Source organism: Streptomyces sp. NPDC048483 (genome assembly GCF_040651455.1).
GTDB lineage: Bacteria > Actinomycetota > Actinomycetes > Streptomycetales > Streptomycetaceae > Streptomyces.
Genome location: NZ_JBEZJZ010000013.1, coordinates 62,742 through 79,675, shown reverse-complemented (window position 1 = coordinate 79,675; position 16,934 = coordinate 62,742). Strand labels below are relative to the sequence as shown.

The window sequence follows — 16,934 nt, the reverse complement described above, 5'->3', positions numbered from 1 at the left end:
CGGATTATGCAGATTGTCAGATTTATTCGATTCGGCCGGGTACGGGATGAGGGGACGGGGGCGGGCCCGGGGGCCGCCGCCAGGGCTCGGGGCCTGGCGGCCCTCTCCGTACTCGGGCTGCTGGCCGCCGGCTGCGGTGTGGTGCGCGGCGAGGATCTGCTGGACAACGAGCCGGCCGGCCCGCCCGTCGCCGCCCCCGACGCCGGCGCGCTGCTCTCGCAGGCCCGGATGCTGGAGCGGCAGCATGCGCGCCAGGTGGCGGCGGCCAAGCGGTACGGGCTGGCCGGGGTGCCGCTCAACCGGCCGCGGCCGCCGGCCTTCAAGCCGTTCCTGACCACCGAGCCGCGGCTCTCCCGTGGTCGCGGCGTGGGCCTGCCGGCGGTGATCTCCCGGGTGCCGACCCGCGCCAAGGTCGTGTTCCTGACGGTCGACGACACCCAGGCGAAGGACCCGGAGTTCGTCCGGATGATGCGCGAACTCGACGTGCCCTACAGCGCGTTCCCCCTGTTGCGGCGCCCCGCGCTGCCCCGGCTGACGCCCGCGGCGCAGCGCGCGGCGATCTGCGGCCGGCAGGACATGCGCAAGCCTGCGGCCGGGCAGGACCCGCGGCTCTTCCGCCCGCCGTTCGGCGCGTACTCCCTGGTCACGCTGCGGATGGCGGCCGTCTGCGGCGTCAAGGCCGTACCGCTGTGGAGCGAGGTGGCCTTCCCCGACCGGATCGCCTACCGCGACCGGGACCACCGGCTGCACCCCGGCGACATCATCCTCACCCGCCCGGAGGCCGGCCGGGACCGGCACCCATCGCTGCCGGAGGCGGCCCTCAGGGTGCTGCGTACGGCCCGCGAACATGGCTTCGCCGTCGGGTGGCTGGGGGACTACGTATGACCCGGCGCCCCGTACCGAAGGGGGCAGGGCCTTTCCGGCCCTGACCCATCGGACAGGCCTTACGGCCGCGGCGGGGGACCCACCGGCTCGCGGCGGCGCTGGGCGGTGTCGCTGATCCGCAGCAGCAGGCCGACCATCACCCAGTTCGCGACGAGTGACGAGCCGCCCTTGGCGAGGAACGGCAGCGCCTTGCCGGTCAGCGGGATCAGGCCGGTGACCCCGCCGGAGACGACGAAGACCTGGAGCACCAGCGCGCTGGAGAGCCCGACCGCCAGCAGCTTGCCGAACGGGTCGCGGGAGGTCAGGCCCACCCGCAGGCCGCGCTGGGCGAGCAGCGCGTACAGCATGACCACGGCCATCACCCCGGCCAGGCCCAGCTCCTCGCCGACGGTGGTGAGGATGAAGTCGCTGTTGCCGGCGAAGCCGACTATTTCGGGACGGCCCTGGCCCAGGCCCGTGCCGGTGATGCCCCCGCTGCCGAAGCTGAAGAGCGCGTCTCCCAGTTGCTTCGACAGCCCGGCCCTGTCGCCCTCCGGGGTGAATGCGGCCATGGGGTCCAGCCAGGCGGTGACCCGGCCGTGGACATGCGGCTCCAGGGAGCCCACGGCCACCGCGCCCACCACGGCCAGCAGCAGCCCGCAGAGCACCCAGCTGGTGCGCTCGGTCGCGACGTACAGCATGATCACGAACACGCCGAAGAAGATCAGCGAAGTGCCCAGGTCCCGCTCGAAGACGAGCACCAGAAGGCTGACGGCCCAGATGGTGAAGATCGGCCCGAGCTGGCGCCCCGGCGGCAGCTGGACGCCCAGGACGCGCCGGCCGGTCAGCGCCAGGGCGTTGCGGTTGACCGTCAGATAGCCGGCGAAGAACACCGCGATCGCGATCTTGACGAATTCGCCGGGCTGGAGCGACAGCGGCCCGAGGTAGATCCAGCGTTTGGCGCCGAAGGTGTCACCGGGGAAGAACGCCGGCGCCATCAGCATCACCAGCGCGACCGCCATCGTCAGATAGAGGTAGCGCTGGAGCCACCGGTGGTCGCGCAGCAGGATCAGCACCGCCATGCAGGCCGCGACCCCGATCCCGGTCCACACCAGCTGACCGGGCGCCGCCTGCGGCATGTTGAGACGCGGGGCGGCGGCGTAGGTGATGTCCAGCCGGCTGAGCAGGATGAGCCCGAGCCCGGTCAGCAGCGTCGTCACCGGCAGGATCAGCGGATCGGCCCGGTCCGCGAAACGCCGCAGCACCAGGTGCGGCAGCCACGCCACGGAAAACATGATCGCGGTGAACCCGGCCAGGTTGGCCGGCAGCCGTCCGGTCATCGACAGGCCGGTGCAGGCGTAGCCGAGGACGGCGATCACGAGGGCGAGGGCGAGCAGCCCGGCCTCGGTCCGGCGGCGGTCCGGCGCCTGGGCGAGGGCGGCGAACGTCATCGTGCGCTCGACGTCGCTCTCCCGCTCCCGCCTGCGCACAGCCCGGAAGGAGCTGGTCGGTCCACGCACGAGAGTCCTCCGCCATCGGTTCGTCCGGAGCCGCCGGCCCCGCTGCAGGGGTCCCGACGCCGCCCCGGCAGTCGGGGAAGGAGACGGGGAAGCGGGGAGTACGGTTGCCGCCGATGCGAGAGGTGTGTCCGGATTCGCACGCCCCCGGCGCTCCGGCCGCGACAGGCCGCGCCCCCGATTGGCACTCCGCTTGACCGAGTGCTAACCGCGTCATAGTCTCGGCGTTGGCACTCTCCAACGGGGAGTGCCAACTACGCGCGACGGGCAGGTCCGGCACCCGCGACGACGGATCCACCTGGTCGCCACCTCAGACAGTTAACCCCGTGAGATCTCCGAAGGGGGAGGTCGGATCGTGACGACCACCAGCTCCAAGGTTGCCATCAAGCCGCTTGAGGACCGCATTGTGGTCCAGCCGCTCGACGCCGAGCAGACCACGGCCTCTGGCCTGGTCATCCCGGACACCGCGAAGGAGAAGCCCCAGGAGGGCGTCGTCCTGGCCGTGGGCCCGGGCCGCTTCGAGGACGGCAACCGTCTTCCGCTCGACGTCTCCGTCGGCGACGTCGTGCTCTACAGCAAGTACGGCGGCACCGAGGTGAAGTACAACGGCGAGGAGTACCTCGTCCTCTCGGCTCGCGACGTTCTCGCGATCATCGAGAAGTAAGTCACCCGGATTTGCCGTGATCTGCGCCCCTGGTTCCCGCGTTCTTACCGACCCGGGGCAGGGGCGCAGTCCGTATGAGCGATAGCGGTCACGGCGGCGAGGCCGACGATCGCAATGAGAGGACTTGAAGCAACCCATGGCGAAGATCCTGAAGTTCGACGAGGACGCCCGTCGCGCCCTCGAGCGCGGCGTCAACAAGCTTGCCGACACGGTCAAGGTGACGATCGGCCCCAAGGGCCGCAACGTCGTCATCGACAAGAAGTTCGGCGCCCCGACCATCACCAACGACGGTGTCACCATCGCGCGCGAGGTCGAGGTCGAGGACCCGTACGAGAACCTGGGCGCCCAGCTCGTCAAGGAGGTGGCGACCAAGACCAACGACATCGCGGGTGACGGCACCACCACCGCCACCGTGCTGGCGCAGGCGCTGGTCCGCGAGGGCCTGCGCAACGTCGCCGCGGGTGCCTCCCCGGCCGCCCTGAAGAAGGGTATCGACGCCGCGGTCAAGGCCGTGTCCGAGGACCTCCTCGCGACCGCCCGTCCGATCGACGACAAGACCGACATCGCCGCCGTGGCCGGCCTGTCCGCCCAGGACAAGCAGGTCGGCGAGCTCATCGCCGAGGCGATGGACAAGGTCGGCAAGGACGGTGTGATCACCGTCGAGGAGTCCAACACCTTCGGCCTGGAGCTGGACTTCACCGAGGGCATGGCCTTCGACAAGGGCTACCTCTCGCCGTACATGGTCACCGACCAGGAGCGTATGGAGGCCGTCCTCGACGACCCGTACATCCTCATCCACCAGGGCAAGATCGGCTCGATCCAGGACCTGCTGCCGCTGCTGGAGAAGGTCATCCAGGCGGGTGGCTCCAAGCCGCTGCTGATCATCGCCGAGGACGTCGAGGGCGAGGCGCTCTCCACCCTCGTCGTCAACAAGATCCGTGGCACCTTCAACGCCGTGGCCGTCAAGGCCCCCGGCTTCGGTGACCGCCGCAAGGCGATGCTCGGCGACATGGCCACCCTCACCGGTGCCACCGTCATCGCCGAGGAGGTCGGCCTCAAGCTCGACCAGGCCGGTCTGGACGTGCTGGGCACCGCCCGCCGCGTGACCGTCACCAAGGACGACACCACCATCGTCGACGGCGGCGGCAAGGCCGGCGACGTCGAGGGCCGCGTCGCCCAGATCAAGGGCGAGATCGAGACCACCGACTCGGACTGGGACCGCGAGAAGCTCCAGGAGCGCCTCGCCAAGCTCGCCGGCGGCGTCTGCGTCATCCGTGTGGGTGCGGCCACCGAGGTCGAGCTCAAGGAGAAGAAGCACCGTCTGGAGGACGCCATCTCCGCGACCCGCGCCGCGGTCGAGGAGGGCATCGTCTCCGGTGGTGGCTCCGCGCTGGTCCACGCCGCCAAGGTGCTGGAGGGCTCCCTCGGCAAGGAGGGCGACGAGGCCACCGGTGTCGCCGTCGTCCGCCGCGCCGTCGTCGAGCCGCTGCGCTGGATCGCCGAGAACGCGGGCCTCGAGGGCTACGTGATCACCTCCAAGGTCGCCGAGCTGGACAAGGGCCAGGGCTTCAACGCCGCCACCGGTGAGTACGGTGACCTGGTCAAGGCCGGCGTCATCGACCCGGTCAAGGTCACCCGCTCCGCCCTGGAGAACGCCGCCTCCATCGCCTCCCTGCTCCTGACGACCGAGACCCTGGTCGTCGAGAAGCCGGCGGAGGAAGAGGCCGAGGCCGGTCACGGTCACGGCCACGCGCACTGAGACGCGTCGCTCCGTAGAGCACAGGCCCGGCTCCCGCACCTCGCGGGGGCCGGGCCTCGGCCATGTCAGGCCCCGCCGGGCCGCGGTGACCGGGCCCGGAGGCCGGTCGCGGTTCGGTCTCGATCCGGGCGAAACGCCCCACTGTGCGCGGCGCACCCGCGCACAGTACGGACCATGCGTCCCGAATTCGCCCCCCACGCGTCCGCGCCACCGCCCGAGGCCCGCGGCGCCCGCCGCCGCGGTTCGCCGGCCGGCGACATCGCCCTGGCGGTGCTCGTCCTCGTGAGCGACGTCGTGGCCGTGGCGGCCCTCACCTTCTTCTCCGCGCTGTCCGCCTGGGAGGAAGCGGGGATGTTCGGCGACTCGTCGCCCCGGGAGGAATCCCCCTCCTTCCCCGACGAGGGGCTGCTGATCGCCTACGGCGTCGTGGTGGCGCTGCTCCTGCTCACCGCGTACGGCTTCGTGCGCACCGGCCGGCCGGTCACGGCGTCCGCGCAGATCCTCGCCGCGGTCGCGGTCTGCGCCGTGGTGGCCTACGGGGCGGCGGCCGCGCAGCGTGATGCACCCCCGGCTCCCGTACCCGCGTCCTCCGGCGGGGCCAACGGCCATCAGTGCCACAGCGGCGGCGACAACCACGAATGCCGGGACAGCGGGGGCTGAACGGCCGCTCGCGCCAGGCGGGTTGAGGCCGTCGCGGCATCCGGACGGGAGCCGCCCCGCCCGGCGGTCAGGCCGAGCGGTCCAGCTCCTGCGGGCGTACCGGGTCGGCGAAGGGGAGCCCGCGCGCATACCGCTCGACCTCGTCCAGCGCCAGGTCGGCCATCCGGTGGAGCTCGTCGCCGAGGGAGCCGGCGATGTGCGGCGTGAGCAGGACGTTCGGGAGGTCGTACAACGGGGAGTCGGGGGGCGGGAGTTCGGGGTCGGTGACATCGAGGACGGCGTTCAGGCGGCCGGTCAGCAGCTCGGGGAGCAGGGCCTGTTCGTCGACGAGGGAGCCGCGGGCGGTGTTGATGAGGGTGGCGCCGTCGGGCATCAGGGCGAGTTCGTGGGCGCCGAGCATGTGGTGGGTGGCGGGGAGTTGGGGGGCGTGGACGGTGACGATGTCGCTGGTGGTGCAGAGGGTGTCGAGGGGGACGGGGGTGACGCCGAGGCGGGCGGCCTCGGGGGCCTCGACGTACGGGTCGTGGAGGAGGACCTGCAGGGCGAAGGGGCGCAGGAGTTCGATCACGCGGCGGCCGATGCGGGAGGCGCCGATGATGCCGACGGTGCGGCCGTAGTTGCCGGCGCCGGCCAGCTCGTGCTGCCAGTCGTGCGGGGCGCGCAGGGTGCGGTAGCGGTGGGCGGTGTGCAGGACGCGCTTGCCCGCGAAGAGGACCGCCGCGAGGGTGTATTCGGCGACGGGCAGGGCGTTGGCGGCCGCGGCCGAGGTGACGGCGATGCCGCGCTGCCAGCAGGCGTCGGTGATGTGGTGCCTGACGGAGCCCGCGGCGTGGACGACGGCGCGCAGGCGGGGGGCCGCCTCCAGGACCCGGTCGGTCAGGGGAGGGGCGCCCCAGCAGGTGAGGAGCACCTCGGCACGGGCGAGGGCGGCGGCGATCTCGGGAGTGGGGGCGGTCAGGTCGTGCGCGACGAGACGGGAGTCGGTACGGGCGAGGGCCGTGAGACGGGCGCGGTGGGGGGCGGTGAGCAGTCGGCCGGCGACGCCGGGGGCCATCGAGAGCAGCAGTTCGGGCCGGTTCGCTGCGCTTGGCTTGGGCCCCACGTTGTCGGCTGCGGCGCCGTGGGGGTGTCTCGCCGTTGCGCCTGCGGCGGGCCCGTCCGCTGTGCTTTGCTTCAGCCGACGTTCGGCCGTCCCGCCGTGGGGGTGTCTCGCCGTTGCGCCTGCGGCGGGCGTGGGCTTGTCGGGTGCGGTGACAGCCCTCCGGACTTCGTCCTGCGGGCCGTCCCCTCCCGTGGGTGGGTCGGTGGGGCCGGTGGGGGCTGATGTGGTCATGTGAGCTTCTCCTGGTGGTTGGTGGGGAAGTCATTCCCGAGTGTTGTCCTTCCCCCTCCCGCCCGAGGACCGCCGCCGCAGCCCGTACACCGGCTGGACCCGTGCCCACTGGGAGGCCACGGCCGACGCCCTCCTGCACGCCACCACCCCGTACGCCTCCCCGTGCCACGCGCTGATCGCCCTCCCCGGCGCCCGCCCCAGCTCCTCCGGCCCCCGATCGGACGGCCTCGAAGGCTTCGCCCGCACCTTCCTGCTGGCCGCCCTCCGCACCGCCGGCAGCAACGGCACCGCCCGGGCTCATCTGTCCCGCTACGCTCAGGGGCTGGCTGCAGGCACCCAAAGCCCCACCGCCAAGAGGGAGGTGACACCCACCGGTCCTGATCGCGACTCCTGGCCCCACATCACCTCCATCCGCCAGGCCCGCGTCGAAGCCGCCTCCATCGCCCTGGGCCTCCGCCTGACCCGCCCCTGGCTCTGGGACACCCTCGACGACCGGGTCCGTACCCGCCTCGCCGACTGGCTGCTGCCCGCGCTCACCGCGTCCCCCGTCGACAACAACTGGTGGCTCTTCGGCCTCACCGTCGCCGGCTTCCTCCAGGACGTGGGCATCGAGCCCGTACGCGCCCAGGCCGCCATCGACCGCGCGCTGACCCGTATCGAGGACTGGTACCTGGGCGAGGGCTGGTACTCCGACGGCGACAACCGGGCCTTCGACCACTACAACGGCTGGGCCCTGCACTTCTATCCCGTCCTGCACGCCCACCTCACCGCCGACCGCGACCTCCTGGCCACCTACGGCACCCGGCTGCACGCCCAACTGGCCGACCACACCCGCCTGTTCGACACCAACGGCGCGCCGATCCCCTTCGGCCGCTCCCTCACCTACCGCTTCGCCGCCACCGCCGCCCCCTGGCTGGGCGCGCTCACCGGCCACACCCCGCTCACCCCCGGCGCCACCCGCCGCCTGGCCTCCGGCGCACTGCGACACTTCCTCGACCACGGCGCCGTGACCGAGGACGGCCTGCTGTCCCTCGGCTGGTACGGCCCCTACGCGCCCATGCTCCAGAGCTACTCGGGCCCGGCCTCCCCCTACTGGGCCGCCAAGGGATTCCTCGGCCTGCTGATGCCCCCCGACCACCCGGTCTGGACGGCCCCCGAAGGCCCCCTCCCGGCCGAGACCGAAGACACCGTCAAGCCCCTGGGCCCCACCGGCCTCCTGCTGCAGTCCACCGCCTCCGACGGCCTAATCCGCCTCCACAACCACGGCAGCAATTCCACCCGCACCGCCCCCGACCCGTACTACGCCCGCTACGCCTACTCCACCCGCACCGGCCCCACGGCCGAAGAGCCGGCCGACAACCACTTCGCCCTGCTCATCGACGGCCGGCCCACCACCCGCGGCCCCGCCACACCCCACAGCACAGGCCCCAACTGGACCGCTTCCATCCACACCCCACGCCACCCCGACGGCGCCGAACTGCCGGAAATCCGGATCCTGTCCGCCACCGCCGCCCACGACCGCACCGAACTCCGCGCCCACCTGGTAACCGGCGCCCCGCCCGGCACCCCCGTACGCCAGACCGGCTGGGCCACCACCCCCGACGGCCCCACCGCCCAGCTCCACCCCGTACGGGGCTACGCCCACCCACCCCGCAAAGCCCCGACGGGCAGCACCCTCTGTGCTCCCACCACTTCCACGGCCGTCCTGGAGGGCACCACCACCTCAGACCCGCACGGCACCCTCTTTGTGGCCCTGGCGTCCCTGACGGACGACCCAACCCCCGCACCCGTGAGCGAACTGGCCACAACCACCCTCACCGGCACCACGATCCACATCACCTGGCAGGACGGCACCAGCACCCACCTCCCCCTCACCCCCCACCCACGGGAGGCCCCGGGCCGTGGCGGCGAAGCCGTGGAGGACCGGGGCCGCGGCCGAAAACCCACGCCCGCCGAAGGCGCAACGGCGAGAAACCCCCAAGGCGGGAAAGCCGACCACGTACGGAGAAGGCCGCGCCCCGCGCGCCCCGCCTAGCGCGGCCCGTACTTGCGGCCGGTCCGAGAGGAAAGGCCGCCCAGAACCCCCCTCGGCGCCAGCTTCACGGCCCCCATCAGCGCCTTGTACCGCGGATCAGGAATGGACAGCGACTTCCCCCGCGTCAGATCCTTCATCGCCGCATCCACCAGCTTGTCCGCATCCAGCCACATCCACGAGGGGATGTTGTCCGTCCCCATCCCGGCCCGCTGGTGGAACTCGGTCCGTACGAACCCCGGGCACAGCGCCATCAGCCGTACCCCGCTGCCCGCCAGATCCCGCGCCGCGCCCTGCGTGAACTGCACGACCCACGCCTTGCTCGCCCCGTACGTGCCACGCGGCACAAAGGCCGCCACCGACGCCACATTGACCACCGCGCCCCGGCGCCGGTCCCGCATCCCGCGCACCGCCGTCGACGTCAGCCGCAGCACCGCCTCGCAGTGCACCTTCAGCATCTTCAGCTCGTCGGCCATGGGCACTTCGAGGTACTCGCCCTTGTTGCCGAAGCCCGCGTTGTTCACCAGTACGTCCACTGGGTGCTTCGACTCCCTGAGCCGCGCCTCGACGGCCTCGATGCCGTCCTCGGTCGCCAGGTCGGCGGCCAGCACCTCCGCCTCGATGCCGTGCCGGTCGTGCAGTTCGGTGGCCTGCTCGCGCAGCCGCTTCTCGTCGCGCGCCACCAGCACCACGTTGTGGCCGTCGCTCGCCAGCCGCCGGGCGAACGCCGCCCCGATGCCCGCCGTCGCTCCCGTGATCAATGCAGTCGTCATACGGGCACGCTATCCGCCCGGAGTACGCCGCCCCACCCCGAACGGGTGCTCAGTTCTCTTCCCGCCCGGCCCGCTTCAGTGCCCTGGCCCGGCCCTCCGGATGCAGCGCCTCGCCCGCCTCCAGCAGCCGGGGCAGCAGTTCCGGCCGAGTGGTCTGGGCCCGGAACATCAGCGCGACGGTCACCTCGTGATCCGGCCGGTGCACCACCTGGACGGCATCCCCGGCGCGGATCTCGCCCGCCGCGAGCACCCGCAGATACGCGCCGGGCACCGCGGCCGCGGTGAACCGCTTGATCCAGCCGTGTTCGCCGAGCCACTCCTGGAACGTCCGGCAGGGGATACGCGGCGAGGTCACCTCCAGCAGCAGCCGCGGCCCGATCCGCCAGCGTTCGCCGATCAGGGCGCCGGTGATCTCGACGCCGGAGGTGGTGAGGTTCTCGCCGAAGGCCCCGTTGGCCAGCTCGCGGCCCAGCGACCGCTCCCAGTCGTCCAGGTCTTCGCGGGCGTAGGCGTACACGGCCTGGTCGTTCCCGCCGTGATGACGGACATTGACCACCGCGTCCCCCGCGAGGCCGCTCGCGCCGATGCCCTTGGGCCCCGGCGCGGCGACCGCCACCGGACCGTCCACCGGCCGCTTGTCGATACCCGTGCCGGCGCGCGCGGCCCCGGACGGCCTGGCCTGTCCCACATTCACGGTCAGCAGCTGCACACCGCGCTCCCTACACCGCCCCACGTCCGTGCTCAATATCGTCACGCTAAGCCCTCGCGCCGCCCCCTGCGCGGCCTGGTATGCCGCCCCCTGCCCCGCCGTGTGCGCCGCCCGATGCGCCGCCTGATCTGCCGCCCGACGTACCGCCCCATCCGTCGCCCGAAGCGCCGGCTCAGCCACCATCCCAAGCGCCACGCACGCCGCCACCCCAAGCGCCGGCCAAGGCGCCACCCGAAGCGCCACCCGAACCGCCGCCCCAGCCGCCACCCCAGGGACAGCCCGGCACCAAGCCCCCTGCCACCCCAAGATCCGCCCAAAGCCCACAGCCGATATCTCATGATCTACCCAAGATTCGCTTATGCTTGAACCATGATCGAGGCCCGTCATCTCCGCGTCCTGCGCGCCGTAGCCAGGACCGGCTCCTTCTCCGCCGCCGCGCGCGAGCTGGGCTGCACCCAGCCCGCCGTCAGCCAGCAGATGAAGGCCCTGGAGCAGGCCACCGGCACCCCCCTCCTGGTCCGTACGGGCCGTGAGACCCGGTTGACCCAGGCGGGTGAGGCACTCGTCCGGCACGCCGTCGGCATCCTGGCGGGGCTCACCGCCGCCGAGGAGGAGGTCGCGGCCATTGCGGGCCTGCGCGCGGGCCGGGTGCGGCTGGTGTCGTTCCCGTCCGGCAGCTCGACGCTGGTGCCGACCGCGCTGGCCAGGATGCGCGCCGCGCACCCCGGCACCCGGGTCTCGCTGGTCGAGGCCGAGCCGCCGCGCTCGATCGAGATGCTGCGCAACGGCGACTGCGAGATCGCGCTGGCCTTTCGCTATCCGGAGGTGCGCGGCGCGGACCCGGCGGCCGGTGCGGAGTGGGACGACCTGGTGGTCCGGCCGATCCTCAAGGACCGGCTGACCGGACTGGTCCCGGACGGCCACCGGCTGGCGAAGGCCGGGTCGGCGTGCTTCGCGGAGCTGGCCGACGAGCCGTGGATCGCGGGCTGCCCGCGCTGCCGGCGGCATCTGGTCGAGGTCTGTGAGAGCGCGGGGTTCACCCCTCGGATCGACTTCGCGACGGATGACTATCCCGCGGTGATCGGCCTGGTCGGCGCGGGGCTGGGCGTCGCCGCGCTGCCCGAGCTGACGCTGGAGTCGGTACGTCCCAAGGGGGCCACGAGGGTACGGATGGAGCCGGCCGTGCACCGGGAGATCGTCGCGCTCACGCTGCCGGATCTGGCGCGGGTCCCGGCCGTCGAGGCGATGCTCGACCAGCTGGTGGACGCCGCGGGCCACGGGCGCTGACGGGCACGGGCCCGGCGGGCCCGGACGTGCGCAGCGCAAAGGGGGCCGACGGGGCGCGCAGGGCCCGCCGGTTCGGCCGTGGGATCCCGGGGCGTGAGGGCCCTGGTTCCCGGATCTCTGCAGAAACGTTTCGTCAGGACGGGTCCGTTCCGGACGGTCAGGCGCCGCCCATGCCTGGCCGGCCGGTCAGTGAGGTCGCGGGAATCAGCCGGTGCCGGGCCCGGCCCATGAGTTCCTCGCGTTCGTCCTCGGTCAGTCCGCCCCAGACCCCGTAGGGCTCGCGGACCGCCAGGGCATGCGCCGCGCACTCGGCCCGCACCGGGCAGCGCATGCACACCTCCTTCGCCGATGTCTCACGCGCGCTGCGGGCCGCTCCGCGCTCACCTTCGGGGTGGAAGAAGAGCGAACTGTCCACGCCGCGGCAGGCGGCGAGGAGCTGCCAGTCCCAGAGGTCTGCGTTCGGGCCCGGGAGGCGGGAGAAATCTGCCATTGCTTGTCCCCTCGAAGCGATGCTGATTCGGGCTCGGTGCTCAGAACGTACATCTACCGTCTAAGTAGATGTAAATATGACTCATTGCGAATCTAGTCGCAGACTCCTCAAAAATGGAAGCAAGAGAGCCAAATAGGGCATAGGGTGCACGCGCGGATGCCGGTCGCCTGAGATGCCGTCTGCGTATCCGGCTCCTTACGGAGCGTGCTGAAGACGGTCATCGAACCCGTAACTCTTTCGAGTGACCGTCGTTGAGTGTGCGGAGGCGGTTGACAGAGGTAGTCCTCGGGCAAGTGTCCGAGGGCCGTCAATCGCACAGGTGACGATACGTACCAGCCTGGAGGCTCAAGGTGACGCGCATCAGCTGCGGAGGGCGGTCATGACATCCGTCCTCGTCTGCGACGACTCCCCGCTTGCCCGAGAGGCGCTCCGTCGGGCGGTTGCGACCGTGCCCGGCGTCGAGCGTGTGACGACCGCGGCCAACGGCGAGGAAGTCCTCCGCCGCTGGGGCGCCGATCGCTCGGACCTGATTCTGATGGACGTACGGATGCCCGGTCTCGGCGGTGTCGAGACCGTGCGCCGGCTGCTGTCCGCCGACCCGGGCGCCCGGATCATCATGCTCACGGTGGCCGAGGATCTCGACGGTGTCGCGCTCGCGGTCGCCGCCGGTGCCCGCGGCTATCTGCACAAGGACGCCTCGCGCGCCGAGCTGCGGGCGACGGTGACCCAGGCGCTGGCCGACCCGACGTGGCGGCTCGCCCCGCGTCGGCTGCGGTCAGCCGAGATGGGTGCCGCGCCGACGCTCACCGCGCGCGAGATCCAGGTGCTGGAGGGCATGAGTCACGGCCGCTCGAACGCCGAGATCGGCCGTGAGCTGTTCCTGTCCGAGGACACGGTCAAGACCCATGCCCGGCGCCTGTTCAAGAAGCTCGGCGCCTCGGACCGCGCGCATGCGGTGGCGCTCGGTTTCCGCTGGGGACTGGTTCGCTGAATCTGCTGTGCATACGGGGTTACGGCACCCGCCCGCTGACCGGGTGGTGACCGTCGTAACCCCGCCGCGTCGACGCTCGGCGCCGAAACCTCGCGGGATGCCGCATCCTTGAGGTGTGACTCCTCCCCGGCGGAGGCCGGGGCTCTCACTCGGCCAGAAGAGACCTCATGACGGACAAGCACTGCCCGACGCCGTACGGCACGCAGACAAGCTACCGGCGGGGGCTCGCGGTCGGTATGGGTACAACCCGAACGGGGGAGGCGTGGAACGTGAGTGCTAGTGCGACGGCGCGTAACGGTTCGGGGCACAACGACGGGGGTGGTGCCACGGATCGTCGGGCACCAAGGCACCATGGACCGATGCGCGATGACGGGAATCAGGAGATCGGCGATCTCGTCGCACGCGCCGTCGAGGGAGACCAGCGGGCCACTCACGACCTGCTGGCCCACGTCCACCCGCTCGCCCTGCGCTACTGCCGCACCAGGCTGTCGAGGCTGCCGGGCGATGCCCGCCACTTCGTCGAGGACCTGGCGCAGGAAGTCTGTGTCGCGGTGCTCTGCGCGCTGCCCCGCTACCGCGACACCGGAAAGCCCTTCGAGGCGTTCGTCTTCGCCATCGCCGGCCACAAGGTCGCCGACCTGCAGCGGGCCGCGATGCGGCATCCGGGCAGTACGGCCGTGCCCTCCGACGAGATGCCCGAGCAGCCGGACGACTCCCTCGGCCCCGAGGAGCGGGCGCTGCTGAGCAGCGATGCCGAGTGGGCCAAGAAGCTGCTGGCGAATCTGCCGGAGAACCAGCGGGAGCTGGTCCTGCTGCGGGTCGCCGTCGGGCTGACCGCCGAGGAGACCGGGCAGATGCTGGGGATGTCACCGGGCGCGGTACGGGTCGCCCAGCACCGTGCGCTGAGCCGGCTGCGGGCGCTGGCCGAGCAGTAGGGACTCCCCGCCCGTCCACGGTGCTCCTTGGCAGCGCGATCCTGTCGTAGGAACGCACAAGTGATGAGCCCCTCATCCGCCGTGGAATCGGACACCCCTCCAGGCCGTTAGCATGGGAGTCCGCGCTGAGGCAAGAGCATTGGGGAAGGTGTCATGAGTGACAACGTCGACGGTATGCCCGCCAAATTCGCCATGCTCGGGCTGACATACGACGATGTCCTGCTGCTGCCCGGTGCGTCGGAGGTGCTCCCGAACACGGTGAACACCGCCTCCCGGGTCTCGCGGAACGTCTCGGTCAATATCCCGCTGCTGTCCGCCGCCATGGACAAGGTCACCGAGGCACGCATGGCCATCGCCATGGCACGTCAGGGCGGCGCGGGCGTCCTGCACCGCAACCTTTCCATCGAGGACCAGGCCAACCAGGTCGATCTGGTCAAGCGCTCCGAGTCCGGCATGGTGACCGACCCGATCACGGTCCGCCCGGACGCCACGCTCGCCGAGGCCGATGCGCTGTGTGCCAAGTTCCGCATCAGCGGCGTCCCGGTGACGGATGCGGCCGGCAAGCTGCTGGGCATCGTCACCAACCGCGACATGGCCTTCGAGATGGACCGCGCCCGTCAGGTCCGCGAGGTCATGACGCCGATGCCGCTGGTTACTGGCAAGGTCGGGATCTCCGGCGACGACGCCATCGAGCTGCTGCGCCGCCACAAGATCGAGAAGCTGCCGCTGGTCGACGACGCGGGCGTGCTCAAGGGCCTGATCACCGTCAAGGACTTCGTCAAGGCGGAGAAGTACCCCAACGCCGCCAAGGACGCCGAGGGCCGGCTGGTCGTCGGCGCGGCGGTGGGCGTCGGCGACGCCGCGTACGACCGGGCGCAGGCGCTGGTCGAGGCCGGCGCGGACTTCCTCGTCATCGACAGCGCGCACGGCCACAGCCGCGGCATCCTCGACATGATCGCCAAGGTCAAGTCCAACATCACGGTGGATGTCGTGGGCGGCAATGTCGCCACCCGCGACGGCGCGCAGGCGCTGATCGACGCGGGCGTGGACGGCATCAAGGTCGGCGTCGGCCCCGGCTCCATCTGCACCACCCGCGTCGTCGCCGGCGTCGGCGTCCCGCAGGTCACCGCGATCTACGAGGCCGCGCAGGCCGCGCACGCCGCGGGCGTACCGCTGATCGGCGACGGCGGGCTCCAGTTCTCCGGAGACATCGCCAAGGCCATCGCGGCCGGCGCGGACACCGTCATGCTGGGCTCGCTGCTGGCCGGCTGCGAGGAGTCGCCCGGCGAGATGGTCTTCATCAACGGCAAGCAGTTCAAGTCGTACCGCGGCATGGGCTCGCTGGGCGCGATGCAGTCCCGCGGCCAGGCGCGCTCCTTCTCCAAGGACCGCTACTTCCAGGACAACGTCCTGTCCGAGGACAAGCTCGTCCCCGAGGGCATCGAGGGCCAGGTCCCCTACCGCGGCCCGCTGGCCTCGGTCGCCCACCAGCTCGTCGGCGGCCTGCGCGCCTCCATGGGCTATGTCGGCTCCGCGACCATCCCCGAGCTGAAGGAAAAGGGCCGCTTCGTCCGCATCACCTCCGCGGGCCTCAAGGAGAGCCACCCGCACGACGTCCAGATGATCACCGAGGCTCCCAACTACGCGCGCGGCTAAGAGCCGTATCCGACGGATTCCAGGGACCCGCGACCGGGAGGTCGCGGGTCCCGTCGCGTCGGGGATACTGGGGGCGTAATCCGTATGGAAGGGCCTAGACAGTGACTGAGATCGAGATCGGACGCGGCAAGCGCGGCCGCCGGGCGTATGCCTTCGACGACATTGCCGTCGTACCGAGTCGCCGCACCCGCGACCCGAAGGAGGTCTCGATCGCCTGGCAGATCGACGCCTACCGCTTCGAGCTGCCGTTCCTGGCGGCTCCCATGGACTCGGTGGTCTCCCCGCAGACCGCGATCCGCATCGGCGAGCTGGGCGGCCTGGGCGTCCTCAACCTCGAGGGTCTGTGGACCCGGTACGAGGACCCGGAGCCGCTGCTCGCGGAGATCGCGGAGCTGGACGGCGACGCGGCCACCAAGCGGCTGCAGGAGATCTACGCCGCGCCGATCAAGGAAGAGCTGATCGGGCAGCGGATCAAGGAGGTGCGCGACTCGGGTGTCGTCACCGCCGCCGCGCTCTCCCCGCAGCGCACCGCCCAGTTCTCCAAGGCGGTCGTGGACGCGGGTGTGGACATCTTCGTCATCCGCGGCACGACGGTGTCGGCCGAGCACGTCTCGTCGGCCGCCGAGCCGCTGAACCTCAAGCAGTTCATCTACGAGCTGGACGTCCCGGTCATCGTCGGCGGCTGCGCCACCTACACCGCGGCGCTGCACCTGATGCGTACCGGCGCGGCCGGTGTGCTGGTCGGCTTCGGCGGCGGCGCCGCGCACACCACCCGTAACGTCCTCGGCATCCAGGTGCCGATGGCGACCGCGGTGGCCGATGTCTCGGCCGCGCGCCGGGACTACATGGACGAGTCCGGCGGCCGCTACGTCCACGTCATCGCCGACGGCGGCGTGGGCTGGTCGGGTGACCTGCCCAAGGCGATCGCCTGCGGCGCGGACGCGGTGATGATGGGCTCCCCGCTCGCCCGCGCGACGGACGCGCCGGGCCGCGGCCACCACTGGGGCATGGAGGCCGTCCACGAGGACGTGCCGCGCGGCAAGCGGATGGACCTGGGCGCGGTCGGCACCACCGAGGAGATCCTCTGCGGTCCCTCGACCACGCCGGACGGCTCGATGAACTTCTTCGGCGCGCTGCGCCGGGCCATGGCCACCACCGGGTACTCCGAGCTGAAGGAGTTCCAGCGGGTGGAGGTCACGGTCGCGCCGTCGCAGCACGACCAGCGCTGAGCCTGTTTTTACGGTTGAGGGGCCCGGATCGCATT

The 16,934-nt window shown here is 71.6% G+C and carries 15 protein-coding genes; 10 read left to right on the top strand and 5 right to left on the bottom strand.

Annotation, left to right across the window (positions count from 1 at the left end; genetic code table 11):
* Positions 1-6: 6 nt before the first annotated feature.
* On the top strand, positions 7-885 hold the full coding sequence (locus tag AB0D04_RS09880; RefSeq protein WP_362701353.1) for a polysaccharide deacetylase family protein: 879 nt from the start codon (positions 7-9) through the stop codon (positions 883-885).
* A 59-nt stretch (positions 886-944) separates the two neighbouring features.
* Here the strand turns inward: AB0D04_RS09880 and AB0D04_RS09875 are convergent, their stop codons facing one another.
* Positions 945-2,315, bottom strand: coding sequence for an FtsW/RodA/SpoVE family cell cycle protein (locus AB0D04_RS09875; RefSeq protein ID WP_362701452.1), 1,371 nt, complete (start codon positions 2,313-2,315; stop codon positions 945-947).
* A gap of 421 nt (positions 2,316-2,736) precedes the next feature.
* On the opposite strand from AB0D04_RS09875, the gene groES reads away from it, so the two are divergent.
* From groES to AB0D04_RS09860, 3 genes are all read left to right on the top strand, one after another.
* A complete protein-coding gene (groES, locus tag AB0D04_RS09870; protein WP_053135717.1) occupies positions 2,737-3,045 on the top strand; it encodes a co-chaperone GroES in 309 nt (102 codons plus the stop codon).
* A 136-nt stretch (positions 3,046-3,181) separates the two neighbouring features.
* The gene (gene groL / locus AB0D04_RS09865) at positions 3,182-4,804 is read left to right on the top strand and encodes a chaperonin GroEL (protein WP_362701450.1); all 1,623 of its coding nucleotides are present in this window, start codon (positions 3,182-3,184) and stop codon (positions 4,802-4,804) included.
* A gap of 174 nt (positions 4,805-4,978) precedes the next feature.
* A complete protein-coding gene (locus AB0D04_RS09860) occupies positions 4,979-5,464 on the top strand; it encodes a DUF6234 family protein (protein ID WP_362701350.1) in 486 nt (161 codons plus the stop codon).
* Positions 5,465-5,531: 67 nt separating this feature from the next.
* On the opposite strand, the gene AB0D04_RS09855 is transcribed toward AB0D04_RS09860, so the two are convergent.
* Entirely contained in the window at positions 5,532-6,518 is a 987-nt protein-coding gene (locus AB0D04_RS09855; RefSeq protein ID WP_362701448.1) for a hydroxyacid dehydrogenase, read from the bottom strand.
* A 319-nt stretch (positions 6,519-6,837) separates the two neighbouring features.
* Between AB0D04_RS09855 and AB0D04_RS09850 the strand changes: the two genes are divergently transcribed.
* On the top strand, positions 6,838-8,832 hold the full coding sequence (locus AB0D04_RS09850) for a DUF2264 domain-containing protein (protein ID WP_362701347.1): 1,995 nt from the start codon (positions 6,838-6,840) through the stop codon (positions 8,830-8,832).
* Here the strand turns inward: AB0D04_RS09850 and AB0D04_RS09845 are convergent.
* Complete coding sequence (locus AB0D04_RS09845) at positions 8,829-9,602, bottom strand: SDR family NAD(P)-dependent oxidoreductase (RefSeq protein WP_362701345.1); 774 nt, start codon at positions 9,600-9,602, stop codon at positions 8,829-8,831. The genes AB0D04_RS09850 and AB0D04_RS09845 overlap by 4 nt on opposite strands.
* Positions 9,603-9,651: 49 nt before the next feature.
* Positions 9,652-10,311 carry an MOSC domain-containing protein gene (locus AB0D04_RS09840; RefSeq protein ID WP_362701343.1) on the bottom strand — a complete coding sequence of 220 codons (660 nt, stop codon included), beginning with the start codon at positions 10,309-10,311 and terminating at the stop codon, positions 9,652-9,654.
* 369 nt (positions 10,312-10,680) lie between these two features.
* Between AB0D04_RS09840 and AB0D04_RS09835 the strand changes: the two genes are divergently transcribed.
* On the top strand, positions 10,681-11,598 hold the full coding sequence (locus AB0D04_RS09835) for a LysR family transcriptional regulator (RefSeq protein WP_362701341.1): 918 nt from the start codon (positions 10,681-10,683) through the stop codon (positions 11,596-11,598).
* Positions 11,599-11,755: 157 nt separating this feature from the next.
* On the opposite strand, the gene AB0D04_RS09830 is transcribed toward AB0D04_RS09835, so the two are convergent.
* Positions 11,756-12,088 (bottom strand): WhiB family transcriptional regulator, encoded by a 333-nt coding sequence (locus AB0D04_RS09830; RefSeq protein ID WP_362701339.1) that lies wholly within the window; start codon positions 12,086-12,088, stop codon positions 11,756-11,758.
* A gap of 379 nt (positions 12,089-12,467) precedes the next feature.
* Here AB0D04_RS09830 and AB0D04_RS09825 point away from each other — a divergent pair, with 379 nt between their 5' ends.
* The 4 genes from AB0D04_RS09825 (at position 12,468) to AB0D04_RS09810 (ending at position 16,899) form a co-directional block, all read left to right on the top strand.
* Positions 12,468-13,079, top strand: coding sequence for a response regulator transcription factor (locus AB0D04_RS09825; RefSeq protein WP_003948568.1), 612 nt, complete (start codon positions 12,468-12,470; stop codon positions 13,077-13,079).
* Between the two features lie 359 nt (positions 13,080-13,438).
* Complete coding sequence (locus AB0D04_RS09820; protein WP_362701336.1) at positions 13,439-14,014, top strand: sigma-70 family RNA polymerase sigma factor; 576 nt, start codon at positions 13,439-13,441, stop codon at positions 14,012-14,014.
* Positions 14,015-14,167: 153 nt separating this feature from the next.
* Positions 14,168-15,670, top strand: a complete 1,503-nt coding sequence (gene guaB / locus AB0D04_RS09815) for an IMP dehydrogenase (RefSeq protein WP_362701333.1) — start codon at positions 14,168-14,170, stop codon at positions 15,668-15,670.
* Between the two features lie 101 nt (positions 15,671-15,771).
* Positions 15,772-16,899: a GuaB3 family IMP dehydrogenase-related protein gene (locus tag AB0D04_RS09810; RefSeq protein ID WP_362701331.1), complete on the top strand. Its 1,128-nt coding sequence runs from the start codon at positions 15,772-15,774 to the stop codon at positions 16,897-16,899.
* Positions 16,900-16,934 lie beyond the last annotated feature (35 nt).

Excerpts from the sequence above, each read along its gene's own strand:
- AB0D04_RS09880 (WP_362701353.1), top strand. The coding sequence starts at position 7 with ATGCAGATTGTCAGATTTATTCGATTCGGCCGGGTACGGGATGAGGGG.
- AB0D04_RS09875 (WP_362701452.1), bottom strand. The coding sequence starts at position 2,315 with ATGACGTTCGCCGCCCTCGCCCAGGCGCCGGACCGCCGCCGGACCGAG.
- groL (WP_362701450.1), top strand. The coding sequence starts at position 3,182 with ATGGCGAAGATCCTGAAGTTCGACGAGGACGCCCGTCGCGCCCTCGAG.
- AB0D04_RS09860 (WP_362701350.1), top strand. The coding sequence starts at position 4,979 with ATGCGTCCCGAATTCGCCCCCCACGCGTCCGCGCCACCGCCCGAGGCC.
- AB0D04_RS09855 (WP_362701448.1), bottom strand. The coding sequence starts at position 6,518 with ATGGCCCCCGGCGTCGCCGGCCGACTGCTCACCGCCCCCCACCGCGCC.
- AB0D04_RS09845 (WP_362701345.1), bottom strand. The coding sequence starts at position 9,602 with ATGACGACTGCATTGATCACGGGAGCGACGGCGGGCATCGGGGCGGCG.
- AB0D04_RS09835 (WP_362701341.1), top strand. The coding sequence starts at position 10,681 with ATGATCGAGGCCCGTCATCTCCGCGTCCTGCGCGCCGTAGCCAGGACC.
- AB0D04_RS09830 (WP_362701339.1), bottom strand. The coding sequence starts at position 12,088 with ATGGCAGATTTCTCCCGCCTCCCGGGCCCGAACGCAGACCTCTGGGAC.
- AB0D04_RS09825 (WP_003948568.1), top strand. The coding sequence starts at position 12,468 with ATGACATCCGTCCTCGTCTGCGACGACTCCCCGCTTGCCCGAGAGGCG.
- AB0D04_RS09820 (WP_362701336.1), top strand. The coding sequence starts at position 13,439 with ATGCGCGATGACGGGAATCAGGAGATCGGCGATCTCGTCGCACGCGCC.
- guaB (WP_362701333.1), top strand. The coding sequence starts at position 14,168 with ATGAGTGACAACGTCGACGGTATGCCCGCCAAATTCGCCATGCTCGGG.